The organism is Amantichitinum ursilacus, assembly GCF_001294205.1.
GTDB classification, from domain to species: Bacteria; Pseudomonadota; Gammaproteobacteria; order Burkholderiales; family Chitinibacteraceae; genus Amantichitinum; species Amantichitinum ursilacus.
Genome location: NZ_LAQT01000015.1, coordinates 1 through 22,722, shown reverse-complemented (window position 1 = coordinate 22,722; position 22,722 = coordinate 1). Strand labels below are relative to the sequence as shown.

The 22,722-nt window shown below is 60.5% G+C and carries 18 protein-coding genes; 4 read left to right on the top strand and 14 right to left on the bottom strand.

Features of this window, described 5'->3' with window-relative positions:
- Positions 1-424 precede the first annotated feature (424 nt).
- The 7 genes from WG78_RS15325 to WG78_RS15295 form a co-directional block, all read right to left on the bottom strand.
- Positions 425-1,297, bottom strand: a complete 873-nt coding sequence (locus WG78_RS15325; protein ID WP_053938721.1) for a hypothetical protein — start codon at positions 1,295-1,297, stop codon at positions 425-427.
- A 7-nt stretch (positions 1,298-1,304) separates the two neighbouring features.
- Complete coding sequence (locus tag WG78_RS15320; protein ID WP_053938720.1) at positions 1,305-3,059, bottom strand: response regulator; 1,755 nt, start codon at positions 3,057-3,059, stop codon at positions 1,305-1,307.
- Positions 3,060-3,071: 12 nt separating this feature from the next.
- Positions 3,072-3,860, bottom strand: a complete 789-nt coding sequence (gene motD / locus WG78_RS15315) for a flagellar motor protein MotD (RefSeq protein WP_053938719.1) — start codon at positions 3,858-3,860, stop codon at positions 3,072-3,074.
- A 122-nt stretch (positions 3,861-3,982) separates the two neighbouring features.
- On the bottom strand, positions 3,983-4,921 hold the full coding sequence (locus WG78_RS15310; RefSeq protein ID WP_053938718.1) for a S49 family peptidase: 939 nt from the start codon (positions 4,919-4,921) through the stop codon (positions 3,983-3,985).
- A 19-nt stretch (positions 4,922-4,940) separates the two neighbouring features.
- Positions 4,941-5,312 carry a Rieske (2Fe-2S) protein gene (locus WG78_RS15305; RefSeq protein ID WP_053938717.1) on the bottom strand — a complete coding sequence of 124 codons (372 nt, stop codon included), beginning with the start codon at positions 5,310-5,312 and terminating at the stop codon, positions 4,941-4,943.
- The gene (locus WG78_RS15300; RefSeq protein ID WP_053938716.1) at positions 5,313-5,969 is read right to left on the bottom strand and encodes an HAD-IA family hydrolase; all 657 of its coding nucleotides are present in this window, start codon (positions 5,967-5,969) and stop codon (positions 5,313-5,315) included.
- Between the two features lie 4 nt (positions 5,970-5,973).
- Positions 5,974-6,945: an RluA family pseudouridine synthase gene (locus tag WG78_RS15295; protein WP_053938715.1), complete on the bottom strand. Its 972-nt coding sequence runs from the start codon at positions 6,943-6,945 to the stop codon at positions 5,974-5,976.
- Positions 6,946-7,672: 727 nt separating this feature from the next.
- On the opposite strand from WG78_RS15295, the gene WG78_RS15290 reads away from it, so the two are divergent.
- The 4 genes from WG78_RS15290 to WG78_RS15275 all read left to right on the top strand — a co-directional run bounded on the left by WG78_RS15290 (position 7,673) and on the right by WG78_RS15275 (position 13,946).
- Positions 7,673-11,107 carry an Rne/Rng family ribonuclease gene (locus tag WG78_RS15290; RefSeq protein ID WP_083459205.1) on the top strand — a complete coding sequence of 1,145 codons (3,435 nt, stop codon included), beginning with the start codon at positions 7,673-7,675 and terminating at the stop codon, positions 11,105-11,107.
- A gap of 148 nt (positions 11,108-11,255) precedes the next feature.
- Complete coding sequence (locus tag WG78_RS15285) at positions 11,256-12,086, top strand: HDOD domain-containing protein (RefSeq protein WP_083459203.1); 831 nt, start codon at positions 11,256-11,258, stop codon at positions 12,084-12,086.
- Positions 12,087-12,266: 180 nt separating this feature from the next.
- Positions 12,267-13,019 carry a basic amino acid ABC transporter substrate-binding protein gene (locus WG78_RS15280; RefSeq protein WP_053938713.1) on the top strand — a complete coding sequence of 251 codons (753 nt, stop codon included), beginning with the start codon at positions 12,267-12,269 and terminating at the stop codon, positions 13,017-13,019.
- Positions 13,020-13,145: 126 nt separating this feature from the next.
- Complete coding sequence (locus WG78_RS15275) at positions 13,146-13,946, top strand: amino acid ABC transporter permease (protein WP_083459206.1); 801 nt, start codon at positions 13,146-13,148, stop codon at positions 13,944-13,946.
- 517 nt (positions 13,947-14,463) lie between these two features.
- Here the strand turns inward: WG78_RS15275 and mltG are convergent.
- The 7 genes from mltG to aroC form a co-directional block, all read right to left on the bottom strand.
- Positions 14,464-15,555, bottom strand: a complete 1,092-nt coding sequence (mltG, locus tag WG78_RS15270; protein ID WP_083459200.1) for an endolytic transglycosylase MltG — start codon at positions 15,553-15,555, stop codon at positions 14,464-14,466.
- Positions 15,494-17,482 (bottom strand): DNA repair helicase YoaA, encoded by a 1,989-nt coding sequence (gene yoaA, locus WG78_RS15265; RefSeq protein WP_053938712.1) that lies wholly within the window; start codon positions 17,480-17,482, stop codon positions 15,494-15,496. The genes mltG and yoaA overlap by 62 nt, the downstream gene beginning before the upstream one ends.
- A 308-nt stretch (positions 17,483-17,790) precedes the next feature.
- Positions 17,791-18,546, bottom strand: a complete 756-nt coding sequence (locus WG78_RS15260; RefSeq protein ID WP_053938711.1) for an SDR family oxidoreductase — start codon at positions 18,544-18,546, stop codon at positions 17,791-17,793.
- Positions 18,543-19,853: a hydroxysqualene dehydroxylase HpnE gene (gene hpnE / locus WG78_RS15255; RefSeq protein WP_152969233.1), complete on the bottom strand. Its 1,311-nt coding sequence runs from the start codon at positions 19,851-19,853 to the stop codon at positions 18,543-18,545. The genes WG78_RS15260 and hpnE overlap by 4 nt, the downstream gene beginning before the upstream one ends.
- A 10-nt stretch (positions 19,854-19,863) precedes the next feature.
- Positions 19,864-20,700 (bottom strand): presqualene diphosphate synthase HpnD, encoded by an 837-nt coding sequence (hpnD, locus tag WG78_RS15250; RefSeq protein ID WP_053938722.1) that lies wholly within the window; start codon positions 20,698-20,700, stop codon positions 19,864-19,866.
- A gap of 87 nt (positions 20,701-20,787) precedes the next feature.
- Complete coding sequence (locus tag WG78_RS15245; protein WP_053938709.1) at positions 20,788-21,483, bottom strand: DUF4136 domain-containing protein; 696 nt, start codon at positions 21,481-21,483, stop codon at positions 20,788-20,790.
- Positions 21,484-21,510: 27 nt separating this feature from the next.
- Positions 21,511-22,614: a chorismate synthase gene (gene aroC / locus WG78_RS15240; RefSeq protein ID WP_053938708.1), complete on the bottom strand. Its 1,104-nt coding sequence runs from the start codon at positions 22,612-22,614 to the stop codon at positions 21,511-21,513.
- Positions 22,615-22,722: the final 108 nt, after the last annotated feature.

Below are 22,722 nucleotides of genomic sequence, written 5' to 3'. Positions count from 1 at the left end.
GGGGACAACGCACATTTCCCCGAAGACGCCATGCCTATCATTCCTTGCCGCCATCCCGATTTCGCGTCTTTCGCAACTTCGGTGCCATATCCCAAATGTGCGTTGTCCCCGCAAGCGAGGACAAGACCCCTTCGGGGTAACGCACCCTACGTTTCTTGCACGCCTAATTGGTAAAGCAAGCATGCGGGCGTTCGCCCGGCGGTTCTTGCATACCTCCGTGAGGGGCAAGCGTGCGGGTGGTTGGGTGTGTTGTTCTTGTTTGCCAATTTGGGTGGTGGGTCCAGACAGATACGCCGAGTCCCCCATGCCATAGCTGGCAACGGCAAACACACACAACCCAGTCCATAGCCAGCCCACCGCCACCACGCCGTCGGGATTGTTTAGCTACGGTGATTGCAAACCGTTATCCCGTGCACGTCGAGCGTCATTTTTGTCGGCTGATCATCGATTGTAATTTGGCGAACCAGCTCACCGACTCGGCCGAAGTGACGCGTAGCGTGTCATCGTAAGGCCACTGTTCCTCGGCGGCCTTTGTGGGCGCGGAGAACAGGCAGCGGTGGGTCAGCAGCTCAATCCTTTCCGCTTTGCTCAAGCCGGATTCGGAATCATGGTCCGCGGCCATATTGGTCAGATCTGTCTCGCCATCGACGTTAAACCAGAAGGTATCGCCAAGGTGGTAATCACGGCGAATATCGGTTGCCCATTGCGAGTTGCTGCCCCAGCCGTGTGAAAGATCATTCGCGGGGCGATTTCTGCGGTGATAGGCCCAATACAGGGTGGACGAGGCGATCAGGTCCGAAGCCAGGGTGCGCGCGCCTGCGGAAACACGCACGCCCGCGCGTGAAAAAAGAAGGTTGCCCAACATCAGACAAGGCCAGTCATAGCGGATCAGTTCGATGGGCTGTCTGGCGTTCGGGCTCTCAAGCAGCGTGGTCACCTCGTGATAGAACGGAGACCATGTCGCGGGCCTCAGACAGTCCATGCCAAGCGCAGCCGCAAACCGCTCGTATTCGTCAAGACTGAGCATCGGGCCAGCCGGTTCGGCAGCATGGATCGAGGGCTGAAACCCGAGCAGCAAGGTTTCGTTAACCCGGCCGAGCGCATAAAGGCGGCTGAGTTCTTCCCGCGTGGCCACCGGGATGGGTGCGCCTGCGCGTTGGCCGAATTCGCGCAACCACGCTATCTCCGCTTCGTTGTCGGCTAACCAGGGCGCAAGGATATCTTGCCAGGTGGTGGAGCCCTGATAATCCAGTAACACATCAAAGAGCGCTCTATACGGCATCTGGCTGAAATACATGCAGGCCCTACCGTCGTTGCCGCGCCAGCGCTGCCTCAATCGCCTCGGGCCGCACTGGTTTCTCGACAAAATCGTCCATCCCCGCCTGCCGGCAAGCTTCACGGTCTGCTTCGCTGGCGTTGGCGCTGAGCGCGATCACCGGCAAATGGCGCGCGCCGACTGCGGATTCCAGTTGGCGCAGGCGGAAGGTGGCGGCCAGGCCGTCCATCACCGGCATCTGCACATCCATAAACACCACATCAAACGGCGTGTGCGTGATCATCTCCAACGCTTCGGCACCATCTTTGGCCACGCTGACCTGATGCCCCAGCTTTTCCAGAAAGCGCCGTGCCACCAGACAGTTAACCGCGTTGTCGTCCACCACCAGCACATGCATGCCCGGCAGATTGTCTGCTTCGGGCTCCAGCGCGGGGCCCGCCGTTTCGCGTAGCCATACGTGGAAAATAAATACGCTGCCGCCGCCCGCGTTGTCTTCCACCCACAAGCGCCCGCCCATCAGCGCCACCAGCCGCTGCGCGATGGTCAGCCCCAGACCGGTGCCGCCAAATTTGCGCGTCACCGAGCTATCGGCCTGGGTAAACGGTAAGAAGATTTCCTGGCGTCGGGATTCAGGAATGCCGGGCCCGGTATCGCGCACGTGGGCGATCAGTTCCACCCGTTGCGGCAGACGTTGGCGGCGTGCAGTCAGCGTCAGCGTAACGCTGCCGCGTTCGGTAAATTTGAGCGCGTTGCCCAGCAAATTAACCAGAATCTGCTTCAGCCGCGTGGCGTCGCCGTACAGCATGGCGGGCACGCTGGTTTCAATCTCGCAGCGAAACGTCAGCCCTTTGGAGCGCGCGTGGGGCACGAACATGCGTTCCAGATCGTGCAACAAATCGGCGGAAGAGAATGGCGCGGGCACCAGCTCAAAGCGGCCCGCTTCGATGCGCGAGTAATCCAGCACGCCGTTAACCAGCGACAGCAGCGCATCGGTGGAACCACGGATCACTTCCACTTGTTCGCGTTGCGTGGGCGCCAGTTGTTGCTCGGACAGCAATTGCGCCATGCCCAGAATGCCGTTCATGGGGGTGCGGATTTCGTGGCTGATATTGGCCAGGAATTCATCTTTGGCGCGACTGGCCACTTCGAGGTTATGTGATGTCTGGCGCAATTGCGTCAGCAGCCGGCCTTTTTCGATATCCAGGCCGATGGTTTCGATCAGCACGTGGTGGTATTCAGCCGCGCTGCGCACCACGGTAAACACAAAGAAAATCAGCAGCAGCGCAAAGCCGATACCGGTGTTGCCCTTATTAAGAAGTGCAAACAGAAACAGCGGCAGCATCAGCAGCCCGACGTAGGCGCGTAACGCCCAAGGCGACGGGGCCAGAATCGGCACCGCGCCTGCCAGCATGCCGACCAGCACCAGCGCCATAAATACGCGCTCGGAGGGCGAAACGGACAGCATGATCCACGCGCCGCCCAGCGCCCAGCACAAGGCGGACAAGGCCGCGCCAATAAAAAACCGCTTGCGCCAGAGCGAGGCTGCGCTGGGTGGCGGTGCGTTGATGCGAAAGCGCTCGGCCAGCCACAAGCGGCCAAATGCACACAGCGCCACCGCGGCCCACCAGAACGATAACCCGCTGGTGCTGAGGTCGGTGCTGATGGCCCACGTGACGATGGTGGCATTGGCCACGCTCATCAATTGCGCCAGGCGCGCGTTGCGAAAGACCAGTTGCGTGGTGCGCCAGACGACGTGCGGGTCGCGCAGAAACGGCTCGCTCATGGCGCGTTACGCTCAGTTGGGGGCGGTGGGCACAACGGCGACTTCGTCGCGGTTGTCGGCCAGGATGTTGATGGTGACGCGGCGATTGCGTTGGCGGCCGCTGTCGGTGTCGTTGCTTTCCACCGGGCGGAATTCGCCGTAGCCGATGGCCACCATGCGGCTGGGCGCCACGCCGGCATCGACAAACAAACGCACCACCGACGCCGCACGCGACGCCGAGAGTTCCCAGTTGGACGGGTACTGTGGCGAGCGGATCGGCTGGTTATCGGTATTGCCTTCTACCTGAATCAGGTTGTCGGTGTTCTTGATTGAATCGGCCACCGCGCGCAACGCGGCGATTGATTGCGGCTGCAGGTCGGCTTTGGCCGAGGTAAACAGCACGCTATCGCTGATTTCCACGGCAATGCCGCGACGCGATTGCGTGACGCGCACTTTGCCTTGCTGGATGAGCGAACCCAGCGACTGCTGTAAATCCCCCGCCATGCCGCGCATTTTTTCCAGCTTGGCGTCTTCCGGCTTGGGAGCAGGTGTGGGTTTGGAATTGGTGACCTGGATATGCGCCAGGGTGCTTTGCGCGGTCTGGTTGGGTGGCAGGCGGATGGCAGTGGCCGCGCCATTGGTGGGGTTGTTCTGGAAGGCGTTGACCATCGAATCGGACAGCACGTGGTACTTGCCTTCGTTGACCGACGAGATGGCGTACATCACCACAAAAAACGCGAACAGCAGCGTGATGAAGTCGGCATAGGACACCAGCCAACGTTCGTGGTTAACGTGTTCTTCTGCGCGAACCTTGCGTGCCATGCCGTTTCCCCTTGTCGCTCCACCTTCGTTGTTGCTAAGCGCCAGCGGGCGCAACGGGGGCTGGCGCGCTGCGCCCTGCCCCCTGCGATTGTTGCTAGATGCGCCCGTTGCGACGTGGCGTGTTAGTGAACGGTCAGTTTCATTTCGCTGGCCAGTTTGGCGGCCGCTTCCACGCCAATACGACGGGCAAAGCGGTCGAAATAGCCGGGCTGCGGGGTAAAGTCGACGACGTCTTCGGCTTTGATGACGTCTCGCGCCACGCTATCCACCGAACCCAGGCCATCCACCAGGCCCAGCTTGATGCTGCTGGCGCCGGACCAGACCAGGCCGCTAAACAGATCCGGGTTGTCGGTGGCCAGTTTTTTACCACGGCCGGCTTTGACGGTGTCGATAAACTGGGTGTGGATTTCATCCAGCATCGCTTGCGCCTTGGCTTTTTCTTCCGGCTTTTGCGGCGAGAACGGGTCAAGGAAGCCCTTGTGCGCACCCGCAGTCAGCAGACGGCGCTCAACGCCAAACTTCTCCATCACCCCGGTAAAGCCAAAGCCATCCATCAAGACGCCAATCGAACCGACAATCGATGCCTTGTCGGCGTAGATACGATCAGCGGCCACGGCCGCGTAATAACAACCGGACGCGCAAATATCGCCCACCACCACATACAGCGGCACGCCGGGGTGCTTGGCCTTCAGGCGTTCCATTTCGTCATGCAACTGGCCCGCCAGCACCGGGCTGCCGCCAGGGCTGTCGACGCTGAGGATGACGCCTTTGGTGTTTTTGTCTTCAAACGCCTGGGTGAGGCCGTCGAGCACGGTGTCGACATTGGCTTCGCCATCGGCCGAGATTTCGCCGCGCATGGTGACCATCGCGGTGTGCGGGCCGGTGGTGACGCTTTCCATCTCTTTATTGCCAAACCAGCCCATGAGCAGCGCCAGCACAATAAAGAAAGTGATAAAGCCCAGCAGTTTAAAAAAGATATTCCAGCGCCGCGCCCGCCGTTGTTCTTTCAGACCGGCTTGCAGCAGGTTGGTCAGGACTTCGCGTTCCCAGTTGTCTTGCATCGGAGCTCTCGGGTTGGTCTTAGACAGGCTTGATGGCGATCACAGGTGTGTCGTCAGTTTCGCTGAAGTATACGCGACCATCATGTTCAGTGAGCGGCACCGGTTGTAAACGACGACCGGGGCAAGGCCCGCCCAGACACAATCCGGTATCCGGGGCGTAGTAAGCCCCGTGCGTGGCGCAAACCAGGTAGTTCTGGCTTAGATCCCAAAAGTCGCCGGGCTGATAGTCGAGTTCGATCGGGATATGCGCGCAGCTATTCAAATAACCGTAGGGCTGGCCCTGATAGCGCACGGCAAAGGCTTGGCGCGGCATGCCGTTTTGCACCACCACAAAACGCTGGCCCAGCCCACGCTCGGCCAGTTCTTCGCTGAGGCAGACTTCGCGCTCCACTTACGCCTCCGCCAGAATCCACTGGGCCAGTTCCGCAAACGTCTCGAATTGCGCCAGCGGTTGCGCGGCAGTTAATGCGGCCGGCGCATGTGCGCCGCAATTGAGCGCAATCGAAGCGGTACCCGCGTTGGCGCCCAGTTCGAGATCATGCGTGGTGTCGCCGATCATCACCGCGCGTTGGGGCAGCACGCCGGTGTAATCAAGAATGTATTCGAGCATGGCTGGATGCGGCTTGGAGAACGCTTCGTCCGCCGTGCGCGTTACTTCAAACATCGGGCCCAGGCCGGTGGCCTTGAGCACGCGGTCCAGCCCGGCGCGCGATTTGCCGGTGGCCACGGCCAGCATGAAACCGGCGGCGCGAAACTGCGGCAGCGCCTCAGCCACACCCTCAAACAACACCTGTTGCTGATCGCGCGCTAGATAATAGTGTTTGTAGGCCTCGACAATGCGTGTGATGGTGGCGTCGTCGGCGTGCGGGGCCAGATAGGCCATCGCTTCTTTCAGGCCATAGCCAATCACATAGCTGGCTTCCTGTTTGCTGGGCACATCCAGCCCGGCATCACCAAAAGCGTACTGGATGGCCGAGGTGATGGTGCCGGTGGAATCCATCAGCGTGCCATCCCAGTCAAACACCAGCAGATCAAAGCGCTTGGGCATTGCGTCATTTCTCCAGCGGGACACGGCCCGGTGCGGTGTGGGCATCAACAAATGCGCCCAGCTCTTGCGGCAGCGGCGCATGCAGCGCCAAGGGCTGACCACTGATGGGATGGTCAAGCGTCAAACGCCAGGCATGCAGAAACATGCGGCGCAGGCCTTCTTTGGGCAATTGTTTATTCAGCGCGAAATCGCCGTATTTTTCATCGCCCAGAATCGGGAAGCCGGCGGTGGCCAGATGCACGCGAATCTGATGCGTGCGGCCAGTCTTGAGTTCGCATTCCACCAATGAATATTGTGTGCCCACCTGGCGGCGATAAATCACGGTGTGCGATTCTTGGCCATCAGCGGTCACGCGCACGCGACGTTCGCCGTCGGCGGTGGTGTATTTAAACAACTTGTAGCGCAGATGGCGTTTGTCATCGGGCCACACGCCGTTCACCATCGCCAGATAGCGTTTATCGATGCGGTGGTTGTCGCGCAGCATGTCGTGCAGCTTGACCAGCGCGCTGCGCTTTTTGGCCACCAACAGAATACCCGAGGTTTCGCGATCGAGCCGGTGCACCAGTTCGAGGAATTTGGCGTCGGGCCGTTGCGCTCGCAACAGTTCGATGACGCCAAAGCTGACACCCGAGCCGCCATGCACCGCCAGGCCGGCTGGCTTGTCGATGGCCAACAGCGCGTCATCCTCAAATAGCACAGTCATGCTTACACGTTCGCTGGCGGCCACGGCGGGGGTCACATCGGGCCCTTCGGCCACACGCACAGGCGGCACGCGCAACACATCGCCCGCTTCCAGCCGGTAAGTCTGGTCGACGCGGCCTTTGTTAACGCGCACTTCGCCACCGCGAATCATCTTGTAGACGCGGCTTTTGGGCACGCCTTTCAGTTCGCGCAACAGGAAGTTATCCAGCCGTTGGCCGGCCTGTTCCGACCCTATTTCGATAAATTTGACAGACGCTTTGCTTGTCGGAGACATCTTGACTTATACTCTGTGACACGTTGCAGCAAGGATTTTGAAGTGACATTCGCCGGCCAGTTGCCCGCGAACAAACATGCTGTAACGCTGTTCCCGATCTTTGGCCCGATGCGTCGCAAACGCTGGCGATCACCTTCCCGCCGTACTTTCATTACGTACCTTTCTGACGGTTCGATTTATCGAACATCCAGAGATGTCGCGCGGGAATCGCCTGACGTGCTTCTATCGGCCCATCGATAACCGGGAATGCGGTTAATCTCGCTCACCGCATGAAAAACATCTGATGAAACAAGTGACAACCAGATGTATGTGCAGGCAGGCGATGCCAATGGCAAAGACCCGGAGTGTACCGTGTACGCCCTCGGATATCGAGACGCTTGTTGGACCCGCCCAGCCGCATGAGGTCTTGACCGACTGAAGCAGCGACGAAAAGTAACAATAGATTCACGCACTCATCAGCTTTCCAGGACGCAAGCTCAACACAAGTCAGCAGCTTGCGTCACGACCCGGTTTTTCCGGCGCCTGCCAGAAGCAGGCGCTCTTTATGGAGAACGCACAGACGCCCTGAAAGATCAGCGTTCCGCTCTTGTGCCTGATGGCCGCGACTTACGATCGCGGCCAGTTTGATCATGCAATTTTGCTTGTGATCACCGGTTATTGATTAGACGGACTGAATGGGCGTCGTGCCCGGGTTCCGCCGTGCGAGTGCGTGCGGGAGCCGCTTTACATGAAACGTATGCTGTTCAATGCATCGCAAGCCGAAGAGCTTCGCGTTGCGATTGTGGACGGGCAAAAACTTATCGACCTCGACATCGAGACCGCCGGTAAGGAACAACGCAAGTCCAACATCTACAAGGGTGTCATCACCCGCATCGAACCCAGCCTTGAAGCCTGCTTTGTGGATTACGGCTGCGAGCGCCACGGGTTTCTTCCGTTCAAGGAAATCGCACGTTCTTATTACGCCGACGGTAGCGAAGGCGGCCGGGTACGCCCGGGCGAAGCGCTGCGCGAAGGCCAGGAACTGATCGTCCAGGTTGAAAAGGACGAGCGTGGCAACAAGGGCGCAGCCCTGACCACCTATATCAGTCTGGCCGGTCGTTACCTGGTGCTGATGCCCAACAACCCGCGTGGTGGTGGCGTCAGCCGTCGCATCGAGGGCGATGAGCGTCAGGAGCTGCGCGCCGTACTCGACCAGCTGGAAACCCCGCAAGGCATGAGCCTGATCGCCCGCACCGCCGCCATTGGCCGCAGCGTGGACGAACTGCAGTGGGACTTGAACTACCTGCTGCAACTGTGGCGCGCCATCGAAGGCGCTGGCGGCGCTCAACCGGGCGCCTTTCTGATCTATCAGGAATCCAGCCTGGTCATCCGCGCCATCCGCGATTACTTCCAGCCTGATATTGGCGAACTGCTGATCGACAAGCTCGATATCTATGAGCAAGCGCGTCAGTTCATGAGCCACGTGATGCCGGGCAACGTCAATCGCGTCAAGTTCTATCAAGACGACGTGCCGTTGTTCTCGCGCTTCCAGATCGAACACCAGATCGAAACCGCGTTCTCGCGCGATGTCACGTTGCCGTCCGGCGGCGCCATTGTCATCGACAAGACCGAAGCGCTGTACTCGATCGACGTGAACTCGGCCCGCGCCACCAAAGGCTCGGACATCGAAGAAACGGCACTGCGCACCAACCTTGAAGCCGCCGATGAAATCGCCCGTCAGTTGCGCCTGCGCGACGTGGGTGGCCTGATCGTCATCGACTTCATCGATATGGAAAACCCGAAGAACCAGCGCGAGGTAGAAAACCGCCTGCGCGAGGCGCTGCATCATGACCGCGCCCGCGTGCAGACCGGCAAGATCAGCCGCTTTGGTTTGATGGAACTGTCGCGTCAACGCCTGCAGCCGTCGCTGGAAGAAACCAGCCACATCGCCTGCCCGCGTTGCCATGGCACCGGCTTTATCCGCGGCATCGAATCGTCGGCGCTGCACATCCTGCGCATCATGCAGGAAGAAGCGATGAAAGAAAGCACCGGCGCCATCCACGCGCAAGTGCCGGTCGACGTCGCCACCTTCTTGCTGAATGAAAAGCGCGCCGAACTGTTTGCGATCGAAGCGCGCCTGAAAGTCAGCGCCGTGCTGATCCCGAACATTCATCTGGAAACCCCCAACTACTCGATCACGCGTTTGCGTCATGACGACCTGAACAGCGTGGAAGAGCTGCGTCCGTCGTACCGCATGGTCGAAGCGCCGCCGGAAGAAGGCTATCAGCCGCATCAGGCCCGCGAAGAACAAGCGCGTCGCCCGGAAGCCGCGGTCAAGGGCATTACCCCGGCACAACCGGCTCCGGTGTCCGCACCGCGTGAAGCCGAAGCCGTGGTGGCGCCCACCGCCGTGCCGGCCACCACCAGCATCTGGACGCGCATTGCCAACTGGTTCAAGGGCGAACCGGCGATTGCCGAGACCCCTGCGCCGGCAGAAGCCAAGCGTGCGCAACCGGCCGGTAATCGTCCGCAACGCAATGGTCGTGATGGTCAGCCGCAAGGCCAGGGCCAAGGCCAGAACGGTGGTCGCGGTCGCAACGAACGCGGTGGTCGCAACAGCAACGAACGTGGCGAGAACAAAGGTCCGCGCCCGGAACGTGAAGAGCGCACCGGCGCGCAAGGCGAACAGCCGCGTCGCAACAACGGTGGCGGCAAGCCGCGCATTGAAGAAGACATCAGCGCCCGCGCCGCCCGTAACGAGCAACGCAACGAACGCAACCGTGGCGAACGCGGTGAGCGTGGCGAGCGTCCGGAACGCGCAGAACGCGCTGACCGTGGCGAGCGCACTGAGCGTCCGGAACGCACTGATCGCAATGCCGAAGCCGTAGCCGGTACGCAAGAGCCGCGTGCACCGCGCGCCGAGCGTCCGCCGCGTCAGGAACGTGCGCCCAAGCCCGTGCTGGAAGACAAGGAAGTCCAGGCCACTGCAGAAGCCGCAGTCGACGCCGTTACCGGTGAAACCCCGGTTGCAACGACGGAAGGCGGCGAAGGCCGTAGCCGTCGTCGTCGTGGCCGTCGTGATCGTCGCGACCGCACCGATAGCGCCAATGTGGAAACCAACGTCAATGGCCTGACCGCTGAAAGCGAAAACGCCGTTGATGCGGGTGAACCGCAAGTGACTACTGCCGCAGCCCCGGTTGCGCCTGCCGCACCGGTTTCGGCTGAAGTGAACGAAGTGCAATCGGAATGGGCGGCTGCCATCAACGCCGCCAAGCAAGCCAGCGCCCCGGCCACCATCGCCGAAGCGGTAGCGCCTGCGGCAGAGGCAGCGCCGGTTGCCGTGGCTGTGCCGGAAGACAAGCCCGCTGCGCCGATCGTTGCTGCGCCGGTGGAAGTTGCTCCGGCGGCCACTGCGCCGGTGGAAGCTGCTCCGGTTGCCGCTGCGCCGGTGGCTGAAGCTGCTCCGGCTCCGGTCGCAGCACCTGCTCCGGCACCCGCTGCATCGGGTACGCGTGTTACCCATCTGGATGCCGTGGTGGCTGCTGCCGCCGCTGCCCCGGTGGTGGCCGAAGCTGTTGCCGCACCGTCGGTAGCGGTGACGCCGCTGGCGGCCGATCCGGTGATCTCGGCGGTGGTTGAAGTGGCTGCTCCGGTGGCTGCCGCATCCGCACCGGTCGTGGCTGCGCCCGCTGAAACCGTGGCGGAAGTGGTGGCGGCATCGCCGTCGCTGCAACCTGGCCTGTTTGACGAAACGCCTGCTGCGAAAGCCGCTGCGCCGGTCGAAGCCGCACCCGGCCCGGTGGCGGAAATGGCTGCCGCTCCGGCACCTGCAGTTGCACCTGCGGCCGCACCTGCAGCCGCACCTGCGGCGGCACCGAAAGTGCAAGTCGCTAGTCTGGATGAGGTTGGTCTGGTGATGGTGTCGACCCGTGCAGCAGCTGCACCGGTAGCCGATGCGGCCGCCGCCGCACCGGCCCGCCGTCGCCGCCGTGACTCGCAGGCCAATGCGGCGCCGGCTGCCGCAGCAGAACCGCTGCAGCAAGTCGAAACCGTGGCTGCCGCCGCACCGGTTGCGGTCGAAACCGTCGAAGTCGAAGACCGTACCCGCCGCAGCGATCACGTTGCTGCGCCGGCACAGTCGGCTGACGAATCGCTGGTGCAGATCGAGACCAAGCCGCTGTAATCGCCGTACCGCAAGCGCGACGCCAAACCGTCAGCGCATCACGCAAAAGCCGCCTTCGGGCGGCTTTTGTTTGTTCGCCACAACAGTCGGTTGCGTGCCCTGGAGCAGTGCGTCAGGATGACTCTACCCGCATCTCAGGACGGCGCGCATGAGACTTGATGATGTATTCCAGCAAACACACAAGCTGCCCGCCATGCCGCGCGTGGCGCAGGCGCTGATCGATAGCTTTAGCGCCGAGAATGTCGACGTTGACGATCTGATCACACAGATTTCGCATGATCAGGTCATCACCGCTAAAGTGTTGCGGCTGGCTAACTCGGCAGCATTTGGCGCATCGCGTCGCGTCGGTTCGGTGGGCGATGCGCTGGTGGTGCTGGGCTTTAACACGATGCGAACGCTGGTGGTGGCCAGTGCGGTGACGGGCGCGTTCGTCTTGATCCCCGGGCTGGATCGGCGTCGCTTCTGGCGCGAAAGCCTGTGTGTGGCCACCTACTGCCAATGGCTGGCCGACATCAGCCATTCGCCGGGCGGCCTGGCATTCAGCACCGGACTAATGCACAACATTGGTGAACTGCTGCTCCATCTTGCAGCGCCAGAGGCAATTGCCAAGACCGACAAACAACTCCCGGCCGGGCCCGAGCGCGCACAACAACAACGCGCAGTGCTCGGCGTTGATTATGTGCAAGCGGGCGAAGAGCTGGCGCGGCGCTGGAATTTTCCGGAAGAACTGCGCGCGGCCATTCGCTATCAACATGACCCGGAAGCACAGCCCCACCCCTTGGCCGATATCCTGCATAGCGCACTGGCATTGAGCGCCGCTGTGGCAAAAGCGGGCGCAGATGAAAGCGGGATAACGGCGGCGCTGAACGCCATGCCGCCCGAATCTGCAGCGCGTTTACATATTCCGCCCGCGCAACTGACGAGCAGCCTGCCGCAATTACAGGCGCGGCTCAGCGACCTGGAAGAATTATTGCTTTAGTCATACCAGCACACTTGCCCTACGCTGGCACCCGTACAGTCCAGGGGATAACCCTGATTGCTGCATAGTCACTGCGCCCCTACCCTCGGGTCCGCGCATGATGTGACCGGCGTGCACGATGCTGCCAACAAGTACAAAACGTCATCGATATATTTTGATAGCCCCCCAAGGAGTTCTCATATGCAACGCAAGTTTGGCAAGCTGTTCGCAGCACTGGCCTGCACCCTCGCCTTTTCGGCGCCCGTGTTTGCCGCAGGCAAAACCTACCAGGTCGCCACCGACGCGTCGTACGCGCCGTTCGAATCGATGAATGACAAGAAAGAAGTGGTTGGTTTTGATGTGGATGTGCTGACCGCTGCCGCTGCCAAGGCCGGCATCGAAGTCAAATTCATCAACACGCCGTGGGAAGGCATTTTTGCGACGCTGGCCACCGGCGACCGCGATATCGTGGCGTCTGCCGTCACCATCACGCCGGAACGCAAGCAAACCATGGATTTCACCAATCCGTACTTTGACGCCAAGCAGCTGATTGCCGTATCGGGCAGCAGCAAGGTGGCCAAGTTTGCTGACCTTAAAAACCTGAAAGTGGCCGTGCAAACCGGCACCACCGGTGACGAAGTCGTGCAGAAGCTGCTGGGCAAGACCAACCCCAACATCAAGCGTTTTGAATCGACCCCGCTGGCCATTCAAGAACTGCTGTCGGGCGGCGTCGACGCAGTTGTGGCCGATAACGGCGTGGTCACCAACTACGTGGCCAACAACAAGGGGGCCAAGCTGAAGACCATCGACGATGCATCGTTCGCCAAAGAGTCGTACGGCTTTGCCGTGCACAAGGGCAACGCTGATCTGCTGGCCAAGCTGAACAAGGGCATCGCCGCCATCAAGGCCGACGGCACCTACGACAAGATCTACAAAAAGTACTTTGGCAAGTAAGCCGTAACATCACTCCGCGGCCCTGCCGTCAGAGCAAAGAAGCGCACGCCGGAAGGTTTGCGCTTCTTTTCATGCTGTATGCCGCTTTTTATCTTTGCTACGGCCGCGCCGGAAAGACCGAACACCATGGATTTCACCGCATTCTGGGAACACGCGCAGAAGACTGTTCCCGCCCTGCAAGCCGTTCAGTTGCAGAACATCTGGGAATACCGCCAGATGTTTATCGACGGCACCAAGATGACCCTGCTGATCACGTTTATTGCCGTGATCCTCGGCACGCTGATCGGCTTGTTTGCCGGCATGGCGCGCCTGTCCGATATCAAACACGGCCCATGGAAATATCCGGTGCGCCTGCTGCTGCGCTGGCCGGCCACCATCTACGTGACCTTTTTCCGGGGCACGCCGCTGTTTGTACAGATTTTGCTGATCCATTTTGCCGTGATGCCGCTGCTGGTCCATCCCACGGATGGGCTGTTGATCTCCGGTGATCTGGCTACCAGCCTACGCCAGGAATATGGCGCGTTCATGTCAGGCCTGGTGGCGCTGACACTGAACGCGGGCGCGTATATCACCGAGATCTTCCGTGCCGGCATCCAGTCGATTGCGCGCGGACAGACCGAGGCGTCGCGCTCGCTGGGCATGAACTACTGGCAATCGATGCGCTATGTGGTGGTGCCGCAGGCGTTTCGCCGCATGCTGCCGCCGCTGGGCAACGAAGCCATCATGCTGCTGAAAGACAGCTCGCTGATTTCGGTAATTGGCTTTGCTGACCTCGCCTATGCCGCGCGTACCGTGGCGGGCGTGTATTCGCGCTTCTGGGAGCCGTATCTGACCATCGCGTTTATCTATCTGATTTTAACGATGGTGATGGCGGCCGGTGTTGCCCGGCTGGAACGGCGCTTCCACGCCACGGGCGGCATCCACTAAGCACCGGGTTGCCATTAGCGCGGCCGGAATCGGGCACGAAAAAAGAGCCACAACCCCAGGGTTGTGGCTCACAAATTCCGGACTTGACCGTGCCATCGCCAAGCCGGTTGGACAGGTACAGCTACACATTGCCAACGCGCCCTTTCGAGCCCATCGCCAAACCCCAGCGCGGATCATCCCGATCTCGCGTTACGTAATTTCACAACACCCACTACGCGCCTCAAACCCGCCTTGCAACATCCCGGCCCTTCGCTGTTGCATGGCGGGAGATATGCCGTCCAGGGTATGGAACCGCACACCGCCCTACACGCGCGAACGCCACGGGTAGTGGTGCACACGGCATAAAATCAGGCATCGCGCCGATCAGACCAAAGCTGCGCTGATTTCTGGTTTAACGCGTAACGCATGCCGGGGCCAAGCCCGGCAGGTGAATACGTGGCAAAACGCTGGGTGAATTTTTACGCAGTGCAGCATAAAAATCAACGATTTTTTGTAGCTGTTAAATTTTGACTACACGTTACGGCGCAGAAGCGCCGCTGACAGGCGCAGTTTGCAGGATGTATTTGCGCACAGCCGCATTGTGTTGATTCAGGCTTTCCGAGAATTGCGAGCTGCCATCGCCGCGCGACACAAAATACAGCGCGCGCGACGTCGCCGGTTGCACCGCCGCCAGCAACGACGCCTGGCCCGGGAAAGCGATCGGTGTCGGCGGCAAGCCGGCGCGCGTGTACGTGTTGTAGACGGTGTCGGTCTCCAGATCGACTTTATGCAGCGCACCGGTATATCGCTCGCCCATGCCGTAGATGACCGTGGGGTCCGTTTGCAGCCGCATGCCCGCCTTCAAGCGGTTGAGGAACACGCTGGCCACCAGCGGACGATCAGGCGCGTGGCCGGTTTCTTTTTCCACCAGCGAGGCCAGAATCAGCGCTTCATACGGCGTCTTCAGCAACAAATCCGGCGCGCGTTGCGCCCACGCGGCATCGAGCTTCTTCTGCATGCGGTCATGCGCGTGCGCCAGCAATTTCAGATCGGAACTGCCGCGGTCCACATGGTAGGTATCGGGGAAAAACATCCCTTCCGGCGTAGGCGCGTCAATCTTGAGCGCGGCCAGCAATTGCGCGTCGGTCATGCCCGCGCTGTCGTGGCGGATGGCCGGGTTGTCATCCAGCAGCTTGCGAAACGCACGCCAGTTGGCGCCTTCAATCAAGGTAAAAGACACCGAAGTGACATCGCCATCGGTGAGTTTCTTCAGCAGCTGTAGCAGGCTGGGCGCGGTGGTCAGCGTGTAGCTGCCCGCGATGATATGGCGCTCGGCGCCGGTCACGCGTGAGACCGCGCGAAACAGCAGTGGCGAATCAATGACGCCCTGTTGTTCCAATTGATCGGCCACACGCCGCACGCTACCCGGGCCCAGCTCAAAGTCGAGCGGTACCGTGCGCAGCGGCAAAGGCTGCGACACCGCGTTGTAAATCCAGATGCCGCCCATGATGCCCGCCAGCAGCACCAGCAACAGCAGCACGCCCAGCAGGCGGCCCGTGGTGGACGCCTTAGGCGTTGGGGCTTGCTTCACCAGTTTCGGACGGGCTTTGCTCTTGTCGGGACGCGGCATGGTTGGTTTTGGCTTCAAAGAATCGTTTTACGGTGTCGACTTCGCGGGTGCGATACATCTGCGGCAGGCTTTTCCACAGCAGCTTGCCATACGGTTTATCCACCAGCCGCGTGTCGGCGATCATCAGGATGCCGATATCGGTCTCATCGCGGATCAAGCGCCCTGCCCCTTGCTTGAGCGTGATGGCAGCGTGCGGCAATTGATAATCGACGAAGGCGCTACGGCCGGCTTTGTTCATTTGTTCGATGCGCGCGGCCAGCACCGGGTCATCGGGTGGCGAGAATGGCAGCTTGTCGATCACCACCAAAGAAAGCTGCTGACCTTTGACATCGATGCCTTCCCAGAAGGTCTGGCTGGCCACCAGGATGGCATTGGGCGAGCGACGAAACTGGTCAAGCAGCTCGGTGCGCGAGCCAGTGCCTTGCAGCAACACCGGCCAGTCCAGCCCGTTATCTTTTAGCAACTGGATAACCAGCTCGTGCGCCTCACGCATTGCGCGCAGCGAGGTAAACAACAGAAAGGCATGGCCCTGCGTAACCTGCAGCAAAGGCCACGCGCGCTCGATGACCTTGCGGGTGAAATCGGGCGCGTTGGCATCGGGCATGTTTTGCGGCACATACAGCACCGCTTGCTGTTTGTAATCAAACGGACTGTCCCAAGTCGCGGTTTCGGCTTGCCACAAGCCCAGTTCATGCTGGAAATGGGTGAACTTGCCGTTGACCGCCAGCGTCGCTGAGGCAAATACCCAGGCGCGCGGGCTGGCATTCAGTTGTTTCTGGAACAGCTTGGCGATATTGAGCGGCGTGGCATGCAGCATAAAGCCGTGCGGAGTGATATCCAGCCAGTGCACCGCTTCTTCGCTATCCCCGGCTTGCCAATGCTTCAGCGTTTCGCGCAATTCTTGCGCGCGCCGGCCAGCGTTCTCGATGCCCTCACCGCGCTCAGCTTGCGCCACCAGTAGATCACGCAGCGTATCGAGCTTGCTGACCATATCGAGCAGCGCCTCGTTGTAACCGGGCAGATCGGCTACCTGATGTTGCGGCACGCGCGCGGGCTCGGGCTTGAATACCAGGCGGAAATCGCGAACGGCTTTCTCCAACGCTTCCGCCGCCTGCGGCAATTTAACGAAATCTTTTGCCACCACCAGCGCTTCGGTGCGCGAATCCCGCGCCAATTCAACCAACTGGCCGCTGGTCACGGTCTCGCCAAAGAACAGGCTGGCGACTTCGGGCAGTTGATGCGCCTCGTCGAAGATGACGGTATTACAGGCCGGCAACAGTTCGCCCGCGCCTTCATCGCGCAGCCAGACATCGGCAAAAAACAGATGGTGATTCACCACCACCACATCGGCCTCTTGCGCGTCTTTGCGGGCCTTCAGTACAAAGCATTCTTTGTGATTGGGACAGTCGCCTCCCAGGCAGTTGTCGCGCGTGGACGTAACGTGCTGCCAGATCGGCGCGTCTTCGGGCACACCGGCGCAGCTGGCTTTGTCGCCGGACTGGCTGGTTTTGGCGTAACGCTCCACCTTCTGCAGATCGATGATGTCTTCTTTACGCATAAAGCGGCCTTCGTGTTTGGCGCGCTCCAGATGGTAATGACAGACGTAATTGGCTCGGCCTTTAAGCAGCGCCACCGTGACCGGTACTTTGAGTACATCGCGCACCAACGGTAGATCGCGATGGAATAGCTGGTCCTGCAAGGTCTTGGTGCCGGTGGACAGGATGGTTTTGCCGCCCCCCATGATCGCGGGCACCAGATAGGCAAAGGTTTTGCCCGTGCCGGTGCCAGCCTCGGCGATCAGTTGGCCCTTGGACTTGATGGCTTCTTCCACGGCGAGCGCCATCTCCAGCTGTTGCTGGCGCAACTTGTAGCCGGGGAACGCCTGGCCAAACGGGCCGTCCGTGGCAAAGATATCCTGAAGGGTCATGGTGATTTCAACGATGCGGAACGCGCGATTTTACCAGTGTGCAGCGGCCGCGTACGGCGGCGGCTTATCGCCTGGAACAAAAAAACTGCCGTTATGGCCAGCGACAATCGGGGTACGAAATCCAGCGCAAAAAAAAAGCCCCGCAGTTGCGGGGCCTAATCAGCCAATAGATGGAGACGCTATGTGGGGCGTGACCCCAACCAGCGGAGCGCTGGCACTGCGCAGCAATAAATGCAAGCGAGTCTTACGTTTAGTGCGCATATACAACACTAAGTTCACATCTATGACTTATTTACGCTTTTTACCGCTCACGCGGCCGCATCAAAGCGCAATACCTTACCGCTCTGACCACGGCTGTCCCCGCCCAGCCAATACAACAGCGCGGGCAGCAGGGTTTCCATCTTCGGCAATTCGGACCACGCTTCGGCCGGATGGGTTTTGGTGCGATTGGGCGAATGCACCGGCCCCGGTACAAACAAGTTGATGCGCAGATGGCCGTGCGCTTCCCACTCATCCGCAGCAATCTCTACCCAGTTGCGTTGGCCCGCGCGCGAAGCGCTAAAGCCGCCCCAATAGGCTTTCGGCTCCAACGCGTGCGTTTCGCCCAGCACCAGCACCGCTGCGTCTGGCGCGGCCACCAGCAGCGGCGTCAGCGCGCGCGTCAGCGCAAACGGCGCGGCGACATTGACGCGGAATTGCTCAATCCATTCATCCATTTTCTGGTTGGCCAGCGGCGACAAAAACGCAAACGCGGTGGCGCAATGCAGAATGCCATCGAGCCGGCCGAATTCTTTGCTGATTGCCATGCCCAGTTGGGCAAATTCGGGCTCGCCGGCTTTGTTAAGGTCCAGCGGAATGGCAGCCGGACGCGGATAGCCCGCCGCTTCGATAGCGTCGTACACGCGCGCCAGTTTCTTTTCATTGCGGCCGAGCAGAATCACGGTTGCGCCATGCGCCGCCAGCGCCATGGCCGCGGCCTCACCGATGCCGCCACCCGCCCCGGTCACCAGGATCACACGATCCTTGAATGCGTCCGCGACGGGGGTGTGGGTTTTCCAGTTCATGCTTGCTGTTCCTTATTAAGCTCAATCATCAGGCCGACCGCCGCCGCAACGCCGCTGCGCACTGCGCCTTCAAGCGTTGCCGGATAATCGCCGGCCGTATAGTCGCCCGCCAGCCATACCGTGTTGTACGGCGTGGCATTGGGCGGGCGTTGCAAATCGGGTGTGCACGCAAAAGTGGCCCGTTTTTCACTGATCACACGCTGCCATCGTGGCGCGGGCCAGCCATAAGCGGCGCCAAGTTCTGTAGCGACCTGCGCCGCCAGTTCGGCTTGCGACCATTGCATATGCGCGCCGTTGGCCGAAATCACCACGGCGATCAGACCGGGCGTGGCGTGGGTGTAGTTGCGATCAAAAATCCATTGGCATACGCCGGTAGAGCGCCCCAGCATCGGTGCAGAAAGCTGGCAAACCGCATCGTATTGGCTGTACACCGTCACAATCGGCTGATACGGCCATTGTTGTAATCGGGCAGCGGTATCTGCCAGCGCCGGCAAATTGGCCGTTACGCTTTGCAGGCGATGCGGCGAAACAGCCAGAACCACGCCATCGAAAGCATCGTCCGGGGCGGCGTCGATCTGGTAACCCGCGGCAATCGGCTCAATCCGCCGCACCATGCTGCCGCACTGGATTTTACCGCCATGCCGCTCGACGTAGCGCCCCGCCGGCTCCGGCCACAACGCGGAAAAATCCACACGCGGAAACAACATATGCGACGCAAACGCGGGACCACCAAGCGAATCGCGCAATACATTCAGTAAAACCTGGGCTGAGGCGATTTCCGGTGGCGTATTCAACGCGGCGACGGTCAATGGGCGCCAGAAGCGCTCGATCAGATCAGCCGGTTGTGCGCGCGCCTGCAGCCAGTCGCGAACGGTCCAGTCGGGCCGCGTGCGCCAGCGCGCCAGTTGTGCTTGCAACAAAGCGCGCACGAGTGCCAGCTTGCCGCTGACGCTTAAACCTTGGGCGCGCAGCAAACCCACCAGGCTATGCAACGGCGCGGGAAGATCAGGGCAATGCAGGCGGAAATCCGGGTCGACTTGCAGATCGAGGGGCGCGTCGAGAAACACCTGCGCGGGGTCTACGCCGACTTCGCGCATCAAGCCGAGCAACGTGCCATACGCGCCCAGAAGCAGATGCTGGCCGTTATCGAGTTCGCCCTCGGGTACGTTGACGCGGCGTGCGCGCCCACCCAGCGCCGGTCCCGCTTCGAATACCTGCACGGTACAGCCAGCCTGGACGAGGCGCACCGCAGCCGCCATGCCGGCATAGCCGCCACCGACGACCGCAATCCGTTTGGGCCTGCTCAAATCCGCGTGCTTAGCCAAACCACCAAGTCCGCCAGGCCAGCCATAGCTTGCGAATCGGCGTCAGGCTAAGGCGCTGATTGAGCACATGGGTCACGCCATCGCGCTTGATCTCTTCCAACGTGGCGCGATAAATGGCCGCCATCACGAGGCCTGTACGCTGGTTTTTACGATCGACCGCAGGCAGTTGCGCCAGCGCTTGCTGGTAGTAATGTTCGGCGCGCTCAATCTGGAAATTCATCAATGCGCCAAATTGCTCGGATTCTTTGAAATTGAGGATATCGGCGGCCGGCACATTGAAACGCTGCAGATCTTCCACCGGCAGATAGATACGGCCGCGGCGCGCATCTTCGCCGACGTCGCGAATGATATTGGTCAGTTGGAACGCCAAGCCGAGATCGTGGGCGTAACGCAGCGTTTTGTGATCGGTGTAGCCGAAAATTTGCGCTGCCAGTTGCCCTACCACCGAGGCAACGCGATAACAGTACAGCTGCAGATCCTTGAACGTGGCGTAGCGCGCCATATCCAGGTCCATCTCCATGCCATCGATGATTTCGAGCAGCAGCTCGCGCGGCATGTCGTAGCGTTGCACGGCCGGCAACAACGCCTTGGTGACCGGGTGTTGCGGCGCGCCGGCAAACATATTGTCGACTTCGCTACGCCACCAGTTAAGCGTGGTGCGCGCGACGTTGTCATCGTGCGTTTCATCGACAACATCGTCGACTTCGCGGCAAAACGCATACAGCGCCATGATGGCGCGGCGCTTTTCCAGCGGCAGAAAACGAAAGCTGTAATAGAAACTGGAGCCGCTGGCGGCCGCCTTGTCTTCACAATACTGTTCTGGGGTCACAAAGTCGTTCCGGCAAAGATTGGCGGCATTGTAGCGAAAACCGGCCAACCCTGCTTACAGCGCGTGCGCGGACTGACGGCGTGGCGGCTAGTTAGCGACGGCCGGGGCAGTTGCTGGCGCAGCTGGGGTAGCCGCTTGCTGCAGCGGTATCCGCACGGTCGTGGTCTGGCCTGAGAAACCAGGGAAGCTTTGCAACAGCGCGCGCGCCAGCCAAGGCAGGGTCCAGTCCAGATCTTGCTGCTGCGAACGATTGATCGCTTTGCCCTCATATAACTTGGCGAACTGGTTGCTCTGCAACAGGCGACGATCTGAAATGTCGACGGCGAGCGTGCTGGTATAGATGGTGGTCTGAATCGGTTGCATGCCGACGATGCCGGTCTGCGGGTAGAACATCGGCGAATAGAAATAACCGCCGTAGCCGGGATAACGGCCGTAATAGACGTCGTAGCCCACCGGTCCCCAGATCGGTTCCTGGGTGACGATAATCTGGCCGTTATCGACGCCGTAGCTGAGCGAGACCAGCCAGTCCGCATCGCCAGGCACAGCGGCTTGCTGCAAGCCCGCCATAATCAGCTGATTGGCCACCTGCGCTTGCACCTGCTTTTCCAGCAGGCTTTGCGTCTGGTTGGCGGTTTGCGCAAACAAGAAGCGCTTGCCATGTACATCACTGGCGATGTTATGTCGCACGGTAACCTGCGCCACGAATTGCGGCGGCGTGGTGGCACAACCAGCCAACACTGCGAGCAAAGCAATGCAGACACTCAGGTAACCGTACTTGTTCATGGTAGCGCCTCTTGGAGTGAGCGGAGTTCAGCGCGCAATTTTTCCAGGAATGCGCGGCGTGTCTACTTTAACGTCGCCGCACTGCGCACGATGACGCAGCGCGTGATCAATCAGTACCAACGCCAACATCGCTTCGGCAATCGGCGTCGCGCGGATACCCACGCAGGGATCATGCCGGCCCGTGGTGGCCATCATGACCGGGTTGCCTGCCTTATCAATCGAGCGACGTTCTTGCGCGATGCTGGAGGTGGGTTTGACCGCGATATGCACGACGATATCCTGGCCGCTGGAAATTCCCCCCAGCACGCCACCGGCATGGTTGCTGGCGAAGCCTTCAGGCGTCAGCTCGTCACAATGCACCGAGCCAAGTTGCGCCACGCTATCAAAACCAGCGCCGATTTCCACACCTTTAACCGCGTTGATATTCATCATGGCATGTGCGATATCGGCGTCGAGGCGGTCATAGACGGGCTCGCCCCAACCTACCGGCACGTTTTCGGCAATCACCGAGATTTTGGCGCCGACGGAATCGCGCTGGGCGCGGATTTCATCCATATAGGCTTCGAGCTGCGGCACGATGGCGTTGTCGGGTGCGAAGAACGGGTTGGTTGGCACATCTTCCCAGCGCTGGAACGGGATTTCGATGGTGCCAAGCTGGCTCATATAGCCACGGATTTCGATGTTGTGATGCTCTTTCAGCCATTTCTTGGCAATGGCGCCCGCCGCGACCCGCACGGCGGTTTCGCGCGCGGACGAGCGACCGCCACCGCGGTAATCGCGGATGCCGTACTTATGCCAGTAGGTGTAGTCGGCATGGCCAGGACGAAAGGTTTCGGCGATCTTGCCGTAGTCCTGACTGCGTTGATCCTGATTGCGTATCAACAGCGCAATCGGCGTGCCCGTCGTCCTGCCTTCAAATACGCCGGACAGAATTTCGACGGTATCGGGTTCTTTGCGCTGGGTTACGTGGCGCGACGTGCCGGGTTTGCGACGATCCAGTTCAAGCTGGATATCTTCGGCCGACAATTCCATCCCCGGAGGACAACCATCCACCACGCAGCCGATCGCAGGACCATGCGATTCGCCAAACGAAGTGACGCTGAATAACAGACCCGTAGAATTGCCCGACATTACCTCTCCTGAAGACGCATTACGTCTATGTGCTAGACCGGATTGACCGGCGATTTTAACACGGTGTCAGGTTGCTCGTGCCATACGGGTGTGCACGTGCTTACGGCG